This window comes from Saccharomonospora sp. NB11, from assembly GCF_015910535.1.
Classification (GTDB): domain Bacteria; phylum Actinomycetota; class Actinomycetes; order Mycobacteriales; family Pseudonocardiaceae; genus Saccharomonospora.
In genome coordinates this window covers 155,667-170,347 of the sequence record NZ_JACBJG010000006.1, presented here as the reverse complement: position 1 = coordinate 170,347, position 14,681 = coordinate 155,667, and the positions used below count along the sequence as shown (strand labels likewise).

Here is a 14,681-nt window from a genome sequence, read left to right as displayed (position 1 = left end):
GCCAGTCCCCCTTCCTCACCAGACGTAGGCGAGGACTTCGCCGCCCACGCCGTTGCGCTTGCACTGCCTGTCGGTCTGCAGCCCGGACGACGTCGAGATGATCGCCACGCCGAGGCCACCCAGAACGCTGGGCAGGTTGGTCGATTTCGCGTACACCCGCAGACCGGGCTTGGACACGCGCCGGAGACCGGCGATGCTGCGCTCGCGGTTCGGGCCGTACTTCAGCTCCACAACCAGGTTCTTGTGCTTCTCACCCGGCTCGGTGCGGTAGTCCGCGATGTAGCCCTCGCGCTTGAGGATCTCGGCGATGTTCGCCTTGATCTTCGAGTGCGGCAGCACGACCGCGTCGTGGTACGCCGAGTTCGCGTTACGCAGACGTGTCAGGAAGTCTGCGATCGGGTCGGTCATCGTCATGGTGACCTGTCAACCTTTCTCGCCCTGGTTCCCCTGTCCGGGGCCTGTGGCGAAGTGGATGGGTCCCTGCGCGGAGCAGGGGACGTCAAAGAGCCTCTACCAGCTCGACTTGTTCACGCCAGGCAACTGACCCGCGTGCGCCATCTCCCGCAGGCAGATCCGGCACAGGCCGAACTTGCGGTACACCGAGCGAGGACGTCCGCAACGCTGGCAGCGGGTGTAGGCACGCACGCCGAACTTGGGCTTGCGGGCGGCCTTGGCGATCAGAGCTTTCTTGGCCATCTGATCACGCCTCCTTGAAGGGGAAACCGAGCTTGCGCAGCAACGAGCGACCCTCGTCGTCGGTGATCGCGGTGGTCACAACCGTGATGTCCATGCCGCGCGGGCGGTCGATGGAGTCAGGGTTGATCTCGTGGAACATCGACTGCTCGGTGAGACCGAACGTGTAGTTGCCATTGCCGTCGAACTGCTTGCCCGACAGCCCGCGGAAGTCGCGGATACGCGGCAACGCGATGGTCAGCAGCCGGTCCAGGAACTCCCACATGCGGTCGCCACGGAGCGTCACGCGAGCGCCGATCGGCTGCCCTTCGCGCAGCTTGAACTGCGCGATGGACTTCCGGGCGCGGCGCACCTCGGGCTTCTGTCCCGTGATGGTGGCGAGGTCGCGGATGGCGCCCTCGATCAGCTTGCTGTCGCGAGCGGCGTCACCGACGCCCATGTTCACCACGACCTTGACCACACCGGGGATCTGGTGCGGGTTGGTGTAGCCGAACTCCTCGCGCAGCTGGCCGGCGATCTCCTCGCGGTACCGGCTCTTCAACCGCGGTGTCGGGTACGTCTTCTCTGCGGTCGTCATCAGATGTCCTTGCCCGTCCTACGCGAGATACGAACCTTCTTGCCGTCCTCGCCGAAGCGGTAGCCCACCCGGGTCGGCTTCCCGTCGGAGTCGACGACCATCACGTTCGACACGTGGATGGGAGCCTCCTGGGTGACGATCCCGCCGGACTGGGCACCGCGCTGCGTCTGGGTGATCCGGGTGTGCTTCTTGATCCGGTTGACACCCTCGACCAGAATCCGCTGGCGCTCGGGGTAGGCCTTGATGACCTTGCCCTTGGCACCCTTGTCCTTGCCAGCGATGACGAGGACCGTGTCGCCCTTCTTGACCTTCATTCAGAGCACCTCCGGCGCCAGCGAGATGATCTTCATGAACTTGCGGTCGCGCAGCTCACGGCCAACCGGCCCGAAGATGCGTGTGCCTCGCGGTTCGTTGTCGTTCTTGATGAGCACCGCGGCGTTCTCGTCGAACCGGATGTAGGAGCCGTCGGGGCGACGCTTCTCCTTCGCGGTCCTGACAATCACGGCCTTGACGACGTCACCACGCTTCACGTTGGCGCCCGGGATGGCGTCCTTGACGGTGGCGACGATGATGTCACCGATGCCCGCGTAGCGCCGCCCCGAGCCACCGAGCACCCGGATGGTCAGGATCTCCTTGGCACCCGTGTTGTCGGCGACTCGCAGTCGCGACTCCTGCTGGATCACGTCAACTCCTGTATGTCGCGCCGGTTCTCGGCGGAGCCGAGCCTGGCGGAACGAAGGGGGCTGTTGCCCAGCCCCTGATTACTTGGCCTTCTCGCGGATCTCGACGAGCCGCCACCGCTTGGTGGCCGACAGCGGTCGGGTCTCCATGAGCAGGACCCGGTCACCCACACCGGCGGTGTTCTGCTCGTCGTGCGCCTTCACCTTCTTGGTGCTGCGCAGGACCTTGCCGTACAGCGGGTGCTTCTTCCGGTCTTCGAGCTCCACGACGATCGTCTTGTCCATCTTGTCGGACACGACCAGTCCCTCGCGGACCTTCCGGTAGTTACGACCGGAGTCCTTGTTCTGCACCGCCTCCGTCATGCGGCACCCTCACTCTCGTTCTCCTCGGGGGAGACGGACAGACCGAGCTCCCGCTCCCGCATCACGGTGTAGATGCGGGCGATGTCCGCGCGCACCGTGCGCAGCCTGCGGTTGTTGTCGAGCTGCCCGGTCGCCATCTGGAACCGGAGGTTGAACAGCTCCTCCTTGGACTCCTTCAGGCGCAGCACGAGCTCCTCAGCAGTGAGCTCACGAAGTTCTGACGCCGCCACTCCTCCGGCCTTCGCCATCAGAACTCACCACCTTCACGAGTCACGATCCTGCACTTCATCGGCAGCTTGTGGATCGCACGACGCATCGCCTCGCGCGCCACAGCTTCGTTCGGGAAGCTCATCTCGAACATGACCCGACCGGGCTTCACGTTGGCGACCCACCACTCCGGCGAACCCTTACCGGAACCCATACGGGTCTCGGCGGGCTTCTTGGTCAGCGGACGGTCCGGGAAGATGTTGATCCAGATCTTGCCGCCACGCTTGATGTGCCGGGTCATGGCGATACGAGCGGACTCGATCTGCCGGTTCGTCACGTAGCTGTGCTCGAGCGCCTGGATGCCGAACTCACCGAACGTGACCTTGGTACCGCCCTTGGCGGCGCCGGAACGCTTCGGCGAGTGCTGCTTGCGGTACTTGACCTTGCGTGGGATGAGCACGCCTCAGCCCTCCGTTTTCTCTGTGGCGTCCGTGGCCGCCACCTGCGGGGCCTGGCTGGTCGCGGTGTCGGTGTCGCTCTTGGCTCCACCCTGCGACGCAGCGGCCCGGCTCGACTCGTTCGAGGACGGCGCGTTGCCGGAACGCCGACGCGAGGGACGCTCGCGGCGCGGCGCACGCTCGGCGGCGGCAGCCGCCTCCCGCTCCTGCTTCGCCTTCAGGCCACCGATCAGGTCACCCTTGTAGATCCACACCTTCACGCCGATGCGGCCGAACGTCGTACGGGCCTCGAAGAAGCCATAGTCGATGTCGGCGCGCAGCGTGTGCAGCGGGACGCGACCGTCGCGGTAGTGCTCGGAACGGGACATCTCGGCACCGCCGAGACGACCACTGCACTGGACGCGGATGCCCTTGACCTGCGGCGAGCGCATCGAGGTCTGAATCGCCTTGCGCATCGCGCGACGGAACGCCACGCGGTTCGAGAGCTGCTCGGCGATGCCCTGGGCGACCAGCTGAGCGTCGGCCTCGGAGTTCTTCACCTCGAGGATGTTCAGCTGGACCTGCTTGCCGGTGAGCTTCTCCAGCGCGCCGCGGATCCGGTCGGCCTCCGCACCGCGACGACCGATGACGATGCCGGGACGCGCGGTGTGGATGTCGACGCGAACCCGGTCGCGGGTGCGCTCGATCTCGACCTTGGAGATGCCCGCGCGCTCCATACCGGTGGACAGGAGCTTACGGATCTTGACGTCCTCGGCGACGTACTCCGAGTACTGCTTGTCCGCGTACCAGCGGGACTTCCAGTCCGTGGTGATCCCGAGCCGGAAGCCGTGCGGGTTGATCTTCTGGCCCACTACCGGCCACCTGCCTTCTTCTTGCTCTTCGACTTCGCCTGGTCGGCGGGACGCGACTCGACCTCCACGGTGATGTGGCTGGTCCGCTTGCGGATGCGGTACGCACGCCCCTGCGCCCGCGGGCGGATGCGCTTGAGGGTCGGACCCTCGTCGGCGTACGCGTTCTTGACCCACAGCGTGTCGGGGTCCAGGTCGAGGTTGTTCTCCGCGTTGGCCATGGCGCTCGCGAGCACCTTGGCCACGGAGTCGCTGGCCGTCTGCGGCGCGAACCGAAGCACGGCGAGCGCCTCGTTCGCGTTACGGCCCTTAATCAGCTCGATCACCCGGCGCACCTTGGTCGGCGAGTCCCGGACGAAGCGAGCTCGCGCGAAGGCCGTGGGCAGTTCCTCTGCCTCGACCACCGCGTCATTACGCGCGTTCATCGCTGCTTCCCCTTCTCGGTGCGCGCTCAGCGGCGGCGCGACTTGCGGTCTTCCTTGACGTGACCCTTGAAGGTCCGCGTCGGGGCGAACTCGCCCAGCTTGTGCCCGACCATCGCCTCGGTGACGAACACCGGGACGTGCTTGCGGCCGTCGTGCACCGCGATGGTGTGACCCAGCATGTCCGGGATGATCGTGGACCTGCGGGACCAGGTCTTGATGACAGTCTTCTTGCCCGACTCGTTGAGCGCGTCCACCTTCTTGAGCAGGTGGTCGTCCACGAACGGGCCCTTCTTCAGGCTACGTGGCATCTGTGGCTACCTCCCTACTCAGCGCTTCTTGCCGGTGCGCCTGCGGCGGACGATCAACTTGTCGCTCGGCTTGCGACGACGGGTCCGGCCCTCCGGCTTACCGTTCGGGTTCACCGGGTGGCGACCACCCGAGGTGCGACCCTCACCACCACCGTGGGGGTGGTCCACCGGGTTCATGACGACACCACGCACCGTCGGGCGCTTGCCGCGCCAGCGGTTACGGCCCGCCTTGCCCCAGTTGATGTTGGCGTGCTCGGAGTTGCCGACCTCGCCGACCGTGGCGCGGTTGCGCACGTCCACGTTGCGGATCTCGCCCGAAGGCATACGCAGCTGGGCGTACGGGCCGTCCTTGGCGACGAGCTGCACCCGAGCGCCGGCGGAACGCGCGATCTTGGCGCCACCGCCGGGGCGGAGCTCGATCGCGTGCACGATCGTACCGACGGGGATGTTGCGCAGCGGCAGGTTGTTGCCGGGCTTGATGTCGGCCTTCGGGCCGTTCTCGATCCGGTCGCCCTGCTTCAGCTTGTCCGGCGCGATGATGTAGCGCTTCTCGCCGTCCGCGTAGTGCAGCAGCGCGATGCGAGCGCTCCGGTTGGGGTCGTACTCGATGTGCGCGACCTTGGCCGGGATGCCGTCCTTGTCGTGACGCCGGAAGTCGATGACCCGGTACGCACGCTTGTGACCGCCACCCTTGTGCCGGGTGGTGATGCGACCGGCCGAGTTGCGACCACCGCGGCCGTGCAACGGCTTCAGCAGCGACTTCTCAGGCTCCGACCGCGTGATCTCGGCAAAGTCGGCGACCGAGGAACCCCGGCGGCCCGGAGTCGTTGGCTTGTACTTGCGGATGCCCATGTCGTCTCAGTCCCTTATGCGGCTGGTCCGCCGAAGATCTCGATCGGCTTGCTCTCGGCCGACAGCGTCACGATGGCGCGCTTGGTGTCCTTGCGCTTGCCGTAGCCGTACCGGGTGCGCTTGCGCTTACCGGGCCGGTTCAGCGTGTTCACGCTGATCACCTTCACCCCGAAGACCTTCTCGACCGCGATCTTGATCTCGGTCTTGTTGGCGTCCGGGCGAACCAGGAACGTGTACTTGTGGTCGTCGAGCAGTCCGTAGGACTTCTCGGAGATCACCGGCGCGATCAGGACGTCGCGCGGGTCGGGGATCGCCACGGAGCTCACTGCTCGTCACTCCCTTCAGCCTTGCTCGACGACGCGGCGGCCTTCGCCGGACCGGCGAGGAACGCGTCGAACGCGGCCTTCGTGAACACGACGTCGTCGTTGACCAGCACGTCGTAGGTGTTGAGCTGGTCCGGCGTGATCAGGTGGACGTTCGGCAGGTTGCGCGCCGAGTAGGTGCCCACCTCGTCGTCGCGCTGCAGCACCACGAGCACCCGCTTGGCCTGGGTGACCGCCGCGATCGCGGCCTTGGCGGCCTTCGTCGACGGCTTCTCACCACTCACCAGCTCGGTGATGACGTGGACCTGGCCGGCACGAGCGCGGTCGGAGAGCGCACCGCGCAGGGCGGCGGCCTTCATCTTCTTCGGGGTGCGCTGCGTGTAGTCCCTCGGCGTGGGGCCGTGCACGGTGCCACCACCGGTGAACTGCGGCGCGCGGACCGAACCCTGACGGGCGCGACCGGTGCCCTTCTGACGGTACGGCTTACGGCCACCACCGCGGACCTCGCCGCGGGTCTTCGTGTCGTGCGTGCCCTGGCGAGCGGCCGCCATCTGGGCCACAACGACCTGGTGCATCAGCGCGATGTTCGCCTGCACGTCGAAGATCTCGCTCGGCAGCTCGACGGTCCCCTGAGCCTCACCAGCGGGAGTCTTCAGTTCGATCGTCGCGGTCATTCGGTCACACCACCCTTCGCGGCGCTACGCACGAACACCAGGCCGCCCTTGGGGCCGGGGACCGCGCCCTTGATGAGCAGGAGGCCGTCCTCGGCACGCACCGAGTGGACGGTCAGGCCCTGCGTGGTCACGCGGTCGCGGCCCATGCGGCCCGCCATGCGCATGCCCTTGAACACACGGCCCGGGGTGGCGCAGCCACCGATCGAACCCGGGGCACGGTGCTTCGCCTGGTTACCGTGGCTGGCGCCCTGGCCGCGGAAGCCGTGGCGCTTCATGACACCGGCGTAGCCCTTGCCCTTGGTGGTGCCGGTGACGTCCACGATCGCGCCGTCGGAGAACACCTCGGCGGTGACCTCCTGGCCCACCTCGTAGGTGTCCGCGTCGGCGGTGCGCAGCTCGGCGAGGTACCGCCGCGGCGTCACACCGGCCTTCTCGAAGTGCCCGGTGACCGGCTTGTTGACCCGGCGCGGGTCGATGGCACCGAAGGCCAACTGCACGGCCGAGTAGCCGTCCTTCTCCTTGTTGCGCACCTGGGTCACCACGTTCGGCCCGGCCTTGACGACGGTCACCGGGACGACCCGGTTGTTCTCGTCGAAGACCTGGGTCATGCCGAGCTTGGTGCCCAGAATGCCCTTCACTTGCCTGTCAGACATGAGTCTCTATCTCCGCCGCTCGACCAACGCTTACTGGATGTTGACGTCGACGCTCGCCGGAAGGTCGATGCGCATGAGCGCGTCCACCGTCTTCGGCGTCGGGTCGAGGATGTCGATCAGACGCTTGTGCGTGCGCATCTCGAAGTGCTCGCGCGAGTCCTTGTACTTGTGCGGCGAACGGATCACGCAGTAAACGTTCTTCTCGGTGGGCAGCGGCACAGGTCCGACGACCGAGGCGCCGGTGCGCGTCACCGTCTCGACGATCTTGCGCGCGCTGGCGTCGATCGCCTCGTGGTCGTAGGCCTTGAGCCTGATGCGGATCTTCTGTCCCGCCATGGTTCCTTACCGTCTCGTCCTCGACCGGCCCGACATCGACTCCTCGGGCCGGCCTTTCCGGCCTGCCCTCGATCGTCGAGGCGCCTCCCCGCGGGGGACGTCGGACGGTCGAGGAATCGTCTCGTACCGCTGTTACCGCACGTCAGCGCCCTGCTCCCGGTCCACGCGGTCGGGCGTGTCGCACCCACTGCGCAGACTGATCCCGCAGGAATCGTTGTCGTGCCGCTAGGTCTTCTTGCTCCACGGAGCACCGGCCATGAGACCGAACGCTCCTGACTCACAGAAATTGCGAGCCCTGGACGCTCACGGCGGAGCGGCCGATTTCTCGGGAGCCTTATGTCCTTGCGAAATCGGCCGCCCCGCGTCGAGCAACCTTAGTAGGATGCCATATTCGCTGATGGCACCCGCACCCGGGGTGGGTGCCTTACTTGATGATCTTGGTGACCTGGCCGGCGCCGACGGTACGGCCACCCTCGCGGATGGCGAACCGCAGCCCCTCGTCCATGGCGATCGGCTGGATCAGCTGCACCTTGATCTCGGTGTTGTCGCCCGGCATGACCATCTCGGTACCCTCGGGGAGGGTCACGACGCCGGTCACGTCCGTGGTACGGAAGTAGAACTGCGGGCGGTAGTTGTTGAAGAACGGCGTGTGACGGCCACCCTCGTCCTTGGAGAGGATGTACACCGAACCCTCGAACTCGGTGTGCGGGGTCGTCGTGCCGGGCTTCGTGATGACCTGGCCGCGCTCCACGTCCTCGCGCTTGATACCACGGAGCAGCAGGGCGGCGTTGTCACCGGCCTGGCCGGAGTCCAGCATCTTGTTGAACATCTCGATGCTGGTGACCGTGGTCTTGCGAGCCTCCGGACGGATACCGACGATCTCGACCTCTTCGTTCAGCTTGATCTCACCGCGCTCGATACGGCCGGTGACGACCGTACCGCGACCGGTGATCGTGAAGACGTCCTCGACCGGCATCAGGAACGGCTTGTCGATCTCGCGCTCAGGCTCCGGGATGAACTCGTCGACGGCGTTCATCAGCTCGAGAACGCTGTTGGCCCACTTCTCGTCGCCCTCGAGAGCCTTGAGGCCGGAGACGCGCACCACGGGGGCGTCGTCGCCGGGGAACTCCTGCGAGCTCAGCAGCTCACGGACCTCCATCTCGACCAGCTCGAGGATCTCCTCGTCGTCCACCATGTCGGCCTTGTTCAGGGCCACCACGATGTACGGCACGCCGACCTGACGGGCGAGCAGCACGTGCTCACGGGTCTGCGGCATCGGGCCGTCGGTGGCGGCGACCACGAGGATCGCACCGTCCATCTGAGCCGCACCGGTGATCATGTTCTTCACGTAGTCGGCGTGGCCCGGGGCGTCGACGTGCGCGTAGTGACGCTTCTCGGTCTGGTACTCGACGTGCGAGATGTTGATCGTGATACCGCGCTGCTTCTCCTCAGGCGCGTTGTCGATCTGGTCGAACGCACGCGACTGGTTCAGCTCCGGGTACGCATCGTGGAGCACCTTGGTGATCGCCGCGGTCAGGGTGGTCTTGCCGTGGTCGACGTGACCGATGGTCCCGATGTTGACGTGCGGCTTGCTCCGCTCGAACTTCGCCTTCGCCACTGGAATGTCCTCCTGGACTTTCTTGCTGCCGGTCGGCGTGGCTGCCGGCCGACGACTCGTTCTGCTCGGTTGTGCGGACCTTAGGGGAAGGCCCCTTTCGCGCCCGCGTTATGGGTGCTCCGGGTTCTTACTTCCCCGTCGCCACGGTGTCGGATCGAAGGTGTGGAGTTCGTTCACCGTGCCGGCACGGAGCATCCGCACCGGCACCGATCACGATCCCTTCGCCCTTCACGGACTTCACTGCTCGACTCCGAGTTCGCTTCGCTGCGCGCCCACTCGCGCGAGCTCGCTCTCCCGTCGCCTCGGCAACAGCCGCTGCGAGGCACCGGGTTCGCATCGCTTCGCGCTCGCAATGCTCACGCGATGCTCACTCCCCCGTTGCCTTCGCGATGATCTCCTTCGCGACGTTCGACGGAACCTCCGCGTAGGAGTCGAAGACCATCGTGTAGTTGGCGCGCCCCTGGGTCTTCGACCGGAGGTCGCCGACGTACCCGAACATCTCCGACAGAGGCACGAGCGCCTTGACGACGCGCGTACCAGACCTTTCCTCCATGGCCTGGATCTGGCCACGGCGGGAGTTGAGGTCGCCGATGACTTCACCCATGTAGTCCTCGGGCGTGGTCACCTCGACCGCCATCATCGGCTCCAGCAGAACCGGGTTGGCCTTCTTCGCGGCCTCCTTGAGCGCCATCGAACCGGCGATCTTGAAGGCCATTTCCGACGAGTCGACCTCGTGGTAGGCACCGTCCAGCAGCGTGACCTTCAGGCCGACGAGCGGGTAACCGGCCAGCACGCCGTACTGCATGGCGTCCTGCGCACCCTGGTCCACCGACGGGATGTACTCCCGCGGCACGCGACCACCGGTGACCTTGTTGTCGAACTCGTAGAGGGCGCCCTCGGCCGACGTGGTGTCGAGCGGCTCGAGCGAGATGATCACGCGAGCGAACTGACCCGAACCACCGGTCTGCTTCTTGTGGGTGTACTCCAGCTTCTCGACGGTCTTACGGATCGTCTCGCGGTAGGACACCTGAGGCTTACCGATGTTGGCCTCGACCTTGAAGTCGGTCTTCATCCGGTTGACGAGGACCTCGAGGTGGAGCTCACCCATACCCTCGATGATCGTCTGACCGGTCTCCTCGTCCTGGCTGACCCGGAAGGTCGGGTCCTCCTCGGCGAGCTTCTGGATCGCGGTCGACAGCTTCTCCTGGTCGGCCTTCGTCTTCGGCTCGATGGCGACCTTGATGACCGGCTCGGGGAACGTCATCGACTCGAGGACGATGGGCGCCTGCGGGTCGGCCAGCGTGTCACCCGTCGTGGTGTCCTTCAGACCCTGCACGGCGTAGATGTGACCGGCCTGGGCCTCGTCGACCGGGTTCTCCTTGTTGGAGTGCATCTGGAAGAGCTTCCCGATGCGCTCCTTGCGGTCCTTGGTCGCGTTGACGACTTGGGTGCCCGCGCTGATCTTGCCGGAGTAGACCCGGATGTAGGTCAGCTTGCCGAAGAACGGGTGCACCGCGATCTTGGACACGAGCGCGGAGAACGGCTCCTCGATCGACGGCTTGCGCGACGCCTCGGTGCCGTCGGGCAGGGTGCCCTCGACCGGCGGCATGTCCAGCGGCGACGGCAGGTAGTCGATCACGGCGTCGAGCATGGGCTGAACGCCCTTGTTCTTGAACGCCGAACCCGCCAGCACCGGGAAGGCCTCACGCGCGATGGTGAGCTTCCGGATACCGGCCTTGATCTCGGCCTCCGTCAGCTCCTCGCCACCGAGGTAGCGCTCCATCAGCTCGTCGTCGGCCTCGGCGACCATCTCGATGAGCTTCTCGCGGTACTCCGCGGCCTTGTCGGCGAGGTCGGCCGGGATGTCCTCGACCTCGTAGTCCTCGCCCTTCTTGGTCTCGCCACGCCAGGTCAGCGCCTTCATGCGGACGAGGTCGACGACACCCTCGAAGTCGTTCTCCGCACCGATGGGCAGCTGGATGACCAGCGGCTTGGCGCCGAGACGCTCCTCGATCGTGCCGACGGTGAAGTAGAAGTCCGCGCCGAGCTTGTCCATCTTGTTGACGAAGCAGATACGCGGGACGTCGTACTTGTCGGCCTGCCGCCAGACCTGCTCCGACTGCGGCTCGACGCCTTCCTTGCCGTCGAAGACGGCGACAGCACCGTCGAGAACACGCAGCGAGCGCTCCACCTCGACGGTGAAGTCGACGTGACCGGGCGTGTCGATGATGTTGATCTGGGTGTCATGCCAGAAGGTGGTGGTGGCAGCCGAGGTGATGGTGATACCTCGCTTCTGCTCCTCCTCCATCCAGTCCATCGTCGCCGAGCCATCGTGCGTCTCGCCGAGCTTGTAGTTGATCCCGGTGTAGAACAGGATCCGCTCGGTGGTCGTGGTTTTACCGGCGTCGATGTGGGCCATGATGCCGATGTTGCGGACCTTGTTGAGGTCGGTCAGCACGTCACGTGCCACTTCAATGTTCCCCTGTCTCAAACGTGGAACCCGGCATTGGCGCCGTCAATCGGACCGGGCCGACGGTGTTGCCTGAAGTTCACTGCTGTCGGACTCACCAGCGGTAGTGAGCGAAGGCCTTGTTGGACTCGGCCATCTTGTGGGTGTCCTCGCGGCGCTTCACGCTGGCCCCGAGGCCGTTGCTCGCGTCGAGCAGCTCGTTCTGGAGGCGTTCGATCATCGTCTTCTCACGACGCTGGCGCGCGTACATGGTGATCCAACGCAATGCAAGGGTGGTCGAACGACCCGGCTTGACCTCGATCGGCACCTGGTAGGTGGCACCACCGACGCGGCGGCTCTTCACCTCGAGGGTGGGCTTCACGTTGTCGAGCGCGCGCTTCAGGGTGACGACCGGGTCGGTACCGGTCTTCTCCCGGGCGCCTTCCAGGGCGCCGTAGACGATGCGCTCGGCGATGGAGCGCTTGCCGTCCTGCAGCACCTTGTTCACCAACTGCGTGACCAGCGGCGACTGGTACACGGGGTCAGCCGTCAACGGCCGCTTCGGGGCCGGACCCTTGCGGGGCATTAGCTCTTCTCCTTCTTCGCGCCGTACCGACTGCGCGCCTGCTTGCGGTTCTTCACGCCCTGCGTGTCGAGCGAACCGCGGATGATCTTGTAGCGAACACCCGGCAAGTCCTTCACACGGCCACCACGGACGAGCACCATCGAGTGCTCCTGAAGGTTGTGACCCTCACCGGGGATGTAGGCCGTGACTTCGATGCCGTTGCTCAGCTTCACACGGGCGACCTTGCGCAGGGCCGAGTTCGGCTTCTTGGGCGTGGTCGTGTACACGCGGGTGCACACACCACGACGCTGCGGGCTTCCCTTGAGCGCCGCCGTCTTCTGCTTGGCAGCCTTGTCCTGGCGGCCCTTACGGACCAGCTGCTGGATCGTGGGCAATGGACCAGCCTTCTGTTGCGTCTACCTAGCTCTACGTTGTCTCCCCGGTACCCGCGGTCGGGCGTGTCGGCCCGTCTCAGGATCGAGGAACGACCCGTCAACTTCCCATCGGGATTGCCGTGGAACTCCGCCTGACTCGACCGCGGGAAGGCGCCAGAAGCACCCACCGTGATCTGAAGGCACACGGAGGGCCCGACAGCCTGCCGGGCACGGTCGTCAAAGATACCCGCCCGCATTCACGGCTACCACATCGGGGGTCGAGTACGACCAGCGATGCGGACACGGACGGGTGGTTCTGTTTTCCCAGCCTACCTCAGGTGGCGGTGTGCGCGATCGCAGCGCCCTTCCCGGCGATCGCGAGTGATTCACGTCCATCACGGCTGAACCGCGGACAGCTGCCTCCACCGTACTCCATGATTGATCACGCATCGTGGCCGAGTAGTTGATCAAGTAGTAACGGAGGGGACCCACGTGTCGGTGGAGTTCGAACGGCTCGTCACACAGTTCGAGCAGTTCCAGTCGAAGCTGAGGAAGGTCGACGACCAGCTCGCCAACGTCGGTCGGATGCAGAGCGAGATCGCCGCCATCGAGGCCACCGCGTCGAACTCCGACCGCAGTGTCACCGTGGTGGCGGGCGCGGGCGGCGCGATCAAGGACATCCAACTCACCGACCGCGCGCTCGCTCAGCCGCCCCAGGCGTTGGCCTCCGATCTGCTGTCGACGATCCAGCAGGCCGTGGGCGAGGCCGCGCGCAAGCAGGCCGGAATCGTCGACGAGCACGTCGAGGGCATGGGCGTCACCGACCAGGTGATCGAGACACAGGCCCAGCTCTTCGGCACCACGCCCGAGGAGCTGCGGGAGCGCATGGAGCAGGAACGTCCCACTCGGGCGCCGCGGCCGAGCCCGGAGGAGGAGTACCACGAGGACTACTCCCATCAGGACTTTCTCGACGGCGACGCCGCACAACCGTCGACCCCTCCCCCGGCGGGAGGCGGCGGCTCGGCCGGTGACGAGTTCCTGCAGAACCTCTTCCAGGACGACGACCACCGCTGAGAGCAGGCTGCGTCCGGGCCGGGGAGGTCCCGGACGCGTTACTTGGGGACCATGACTGTCGAAGACATGCTTCCGGTACTGATCGTCGCCGGTTACGTCGGTGCGATCGCCGTCGGAACACTGGGATCTCGGCTCCGCGCGGCTCATCCGCCACCCGACACCGTGGACGGCGAACCCATCCCGCAGACGTGGGAAGGACAGGAGCGGCACCGCATGGGGACGCTCGTTCTCACCGTCGGCTGGCTGCTCGGCATCGCCGTGTCGCTGTACTGGCTGGTGGTCGCCGTCGGGTGGGGCGCGCTGCTCTGGGTCGTCGGGCTGGTCGTCGGCGTGCCCTCGGTGATCGCGTTCGTGGTGGCACTGATTTCCGCCGCACGACGGCGTCGGGGCGCCGGACCTTCCGGCGTGCTCTGGATGCTCGGCACGGCGGCGGGGGTCGCGCTGCTCGTCGTCGCCACCCACCTGACGGTGAACGGGGTGTCGGGACTGGCCGGCTACGCCCACGAGACCGAGCTTCACGTCACCGACGTGCACACGACGCGCAAGAAGAGCTCGTACGTCACCGGGACCTACCTCTTCGACGGGAAGGAGCACGTCGTCGAGGGCACCTGGTGGGGCGCGGAGTCGCCGTCTCCGAGGCCGGGAGAGGTGGTGCCGGTGTGGGTCACCCCGCTGTGGCCGCACCCGGTTCTCACCGGCGACCTCGCCGCATGGCGCCTGCTCCTCTTCGCCGGCGGGGCTTGGCTGGGCGGAGCCCTGTGTCTCGTCGGCTCCCTTCGGGAACGCCGGCACACGGCGGACCAGAACCGCTCGATCGCCGAACGACAGCAAGAAAGGACACTATGACCGGCTTCCACGTCGACCTCGACGCTCTTTACCGGTACTCGCAAGCGTTGGCCTCGCACCGGTCGGCGGTGAACACCGTGCGCGACCAGGTCGACCAGGCGGACGTGGGTGACGAGTCCTGGGGAATCGTCGGCCTGTTCGTCAAACAGGACTACACGAACATGTTGGGCGATCTGAAGGATCTGCTGTCCGAAATGGAGGAAGGCCTGCAGTCCGCTTCTTACAAGGTGAGGACCGCGGCGATGCACTACCGCGTAGCCGAGGACCGACACAGGGCCACGCTGCAACGCATCGCGTCCGAAATGGCCCAGGCCACGATCAAGACGGTCAGCGTGTGACGCGGCACGAGCAGCTTCCG

At 66.1% G+C, this 14,681-nt stretch carries 24 protein-coding genes; 3 read left to right on the top strand and 21 right to left on the bottom strand.

Features of this window, described 5'->3' with window-relative positions; genetic code table 11:
* Positions 1–15: 15 nt before the first annotated feature.
* The 21 genes from rpsH to rpsL all read right to left on the bottom strand — a co-directional run bounded on the left by rpsH (position 16) and on the right by rpsL (position 12,424).
* The gene (gene rpsH, locus JAV51_RS11320) at positions 16–414 is read right to left on the bottom strand and encodes a 30S ribosomal protein S8 (protein ID WP_197320650.1); all 399 of its coding nucleotides are present in this window, start codon (positions 412–414) and stop codon (positions 16–18) included.
* 96 nt (positions 415–510) lie between these two features.
* A complete protein-coding gene (locus JAV51_RS11315; RefSeq protein WP_005443268.1) occupies positions 511–696 on the bottom strand; it encodes a type Z 30S ribosomal protein S14 in 186 nt (61 codons plus the stop codon).
* Between the two features lie 4 nt (positions 697–700).
* Complete coding sequence (gene rplE, locus JAV51_RS11310; RefSeq protein ID WP_197320649.1) at positions 701–1,270, bottom strand: 50S ribosomal protein L5; 570 nt, start codon at positions 1,268–1,270, stop codon at positions 701–703.
* Entirely contained in the window at positions 1,270–1,584 is a 315-nt protein-coding gene (rplX, locus tag JAV51_RS11305; RefSeq protein WP_197320648.1) for a 50S ribosomal protein L24, read from the bottom strand. Before rplX ends, rplE begins: the two co-directional genes overlap by 1 nt.
* Positions 1,585–1,953: a 50S ribosomal protein L14 gene (rplN, locus tag JAV51_RS11300; protein WP_005453254.1), complete on the bottom strand. Its 369-nt coding sequence runs from the start codon at positions 1,951–1,953 to the stop codon at positions 1,585–1,587.
* A gap of 78 nt (positions 1,954–2,031) precedes the next feature.
* Positions 2,032–2,313: a 30S ribosomal protein S17 gene (gene rpsQ / locus JAV51_RS11295; protein WP_005443258.1), complete on the bottom strand. Its 282-nt coding sequence runs from the start codon at positions 2,311–2,313 to the stop codon at positions 2,032–2,034.
* Positions 2,310–2,561 (bottom strand): 50S ribosomal protein L29, encoded by a 252-nt coding sequence (gene rpmC / locus JAV51_RS11290; RefSeq protein WP_005443256.1) that lies wholly within the window; start codon positions 2,559–2,561, stop codon positions 2,310–2,312. Before rpmC ends, rpsQ begins: the two co-directional genes overlap by 4 nt.
* Positions 2,561–2,980 carry a 50S ribosomal protein L16 gene (gene rplP, locus JAV51_RS11285; protein WP_197320647.1) on the bottom strand — a complete coding sequence of 140 codons (420 nt, stop codon included), beginning with the start codon at positions 2,978–2,980 and terminating at the stop codon, positions 2,561–2,563. The genes rpmC and rplP overlap by 1 nt, the downstream gene beginning before the upstream one ends.
* A 3-nt stretch (positions 2,981–2,983) precedes the next feature.
* Complete coding sequence (gene rpsC / locus JAV51_RS11280; RefSeq protein WP_197320646.1) at positions 2,984–3,829, bottom strand: 30S ribosomal protein S3; 846 nt, start codon at positions 3,827–3,829, stop codon at positions 2,984–2,986.
* Entirely contained in the window at positions 3,829–4,251 is a 423-nt protein-coding gene (gene rplV / locus JAV51_RS11275; RefSeq protein ID WP_005443250.1) for a 50S ribosomal protein L22, read from the bottom strand. Before rplV ends, rpsC begins: the two co-directional genes overlap by 1 nt.
* A 26-nt stretch (positions 4,252–4,277) precedes the next feature.
* Complete coding sequence (gene rpsS, locus JAV51_RS11270) at positions 4,278–4,559, bottom strand: 30S ribosomal protein S19 (protein ID WP_005453244.1); 282 nt, start codon at positions 4,557–4,559, stop codon at positions 4,278–4,280.
* A gap of 18 nt (positions 4,560–4,577) precedes the next feature.
* On the bottom strand, positions 4,578–5,411 hold the full coding sequence (gene rplB / locus JAV51_RS11265; RefSeq protein ID WP_197320645.1) for a 50S ribosomal protein L2: 834 nt from the start codon (positions 5,409–5,411) through the stop codon (positions 4,578–4,580).
* 14 nt (positions 5,412–5,425) lie between these two features.
* The gene (gene rplW / locus JAV51_RS11260) at positions 5,426–5,737 is read right to left on the bottom strand and encodes a 50S ribosomal protein L23 (protein ID WP_197320644.1); all 312 of its coding nucleotides are present in this window, start codon (positions 5,735–5,737) and stop codon (positions 5,426–5,428) included.
* Positions 5,734–6,408 (bottom strand): 50S ribosomal protein L4, encoded by a 675-nt coding sequence (gene rplD, locus JAV51_RS11255; RefSeq protein ID WP_197320643.1) that lies wholly within the window; start codon positions 6,406–6,408, stop codon positions 5,734–5,736. Before rplD ends, rplW begins: the two co-directional genes overlap by 4 nt.
* On the bottom strand, positions 6,405–7,061 hold the full coding sequence (gene rplC, locus JAV51_RS11250) for a 50S ribosomal protein L3 (protein ID WP_197320642.1): 657 nt from the start codon (positions 7,059–7,061) through the stop codon (positions 6,405–6,407). Before rplC ends, rplD begins: the two co-directional genes overlap by 4 nt.
* A gap of 30 nt (positions 7,062–7,091) precedes the next feature.
* Positions 7,092–7,397: a 30S ribosomal protein S10 gene (gene rpsJ, locus JAV51_RS11245; RefSeq protein ID WP_003883485.1), complete on the bottom strand. Its 306-nt coding sequence runs from the start codon at positions 7,395–7,397 to the stop codon at positions 7,092–7,094.
* 424 nt (positions 7,398–7,821) lie between these two features.
* Positions 7,822–9,015, bottom strand: coding sequence for an elongation factor Tu (tuf, locus tag JAV51_RS11240; protein ID WP_197320641.1), 1,194 nt, complete (start codon positions 9,013–9,015; stop codon positions 7,822–7,824).
* 237 nt (positions 9,016–9,252) lie between these two features.
* Positions 9,253–9,375 carry a hypothetical protein gene (locus JAV51_RS20380; RefSeq protein ID WP_255534903.1) on the bottom strand — a complete coding sequence of 41 codons (123 nt, stop codon included), beginning with the start codon at positions 9,373–9,375 and terminating at the stop codon, positions 9,253–9,255.
* Between the two features lie 7 nt (positions 9,376–9,382).
* Positions 9,383–11,485, bottom strand: coding sequence for an elongation factor G (gene fusA / locus JAV51_RS11235; RefSeq protein ID WP_197320640.1), 2,103 nt, complete (start codon positions 11,483–11,485; stop codon positions 9,383–9,385).
* 94 nt (positions 11,486–11,579) lie between these two features.
* Entirely contained in the window at positions 11,580–12,050 is a 471-nt protein-coding gene (gene rpsG, locus JAV51_RS11230; RefSeq protein ID WP_197320639.1) for a 30S ribosomal protein S7, read from the bottom strand.
* Positions 12,050–12,424: a 30S ribosomal protein S12 gene (gene rpsL, locus JAV51_RS11225; protein ID WP_005443238.1), complete on the bottom strand. Its 375-nt coding sequence runs from the start codon at positions 12,422–12,424 to the stop codon at positions 12,050–12,052. The genes rpsG and rpsL overlap by 1 nt, the downstream gene beginning before the upstream one ends.
* Before the next feature lie 471 nt (positions 12,425–12,895).
* Between rpsL and JAV51_RS11220 the strand changes: the two genes are divergently transcribed.
* From JAV51_RS11220 to JAV51_RS11210, 3 genes are read left to right on the top strand one after another with little or no spacing between them, the layout of a single operon-like run.
* The gene (locus tag JAV51_RS11220) at positions 12,896–13,477 is read left to right on the top strand and encodes a YbaB/EbfC family nucleoid-associated protein (RefSeq protein ID WP_197320638.1); all 582 of its coding nucleotides are present in this window, start codon (positions 12,896–12,898) and stop codon (positions 13,475–13,477) included.
* A 51-nt stretch (positions 13,478–13,528) separates the two neighbouring features.
* Entirely contained in the window at positions 13,529–14,323 is a 795-nt protein-coding gene (locus tag JAV51_RS11215; RefSeq protein WP_197320637.1) for a hypothetical protein, read from the top strand.
* A complete protein-coding gene (locus JAV51_RS11210; RefSeq protein WP_197320636.1) occupies positions 14,320–14,661 on the top strand; it encodes a hypothetical protein in 342 nt (113 codons plus the stop codon). Before JAV51_RS11215 ends, JAV51_RS11210 begins: the two co-directional genes overlap by 4 nt.
* Positions 14,662–14,681 lie beyond the last annotated feature (20 nt).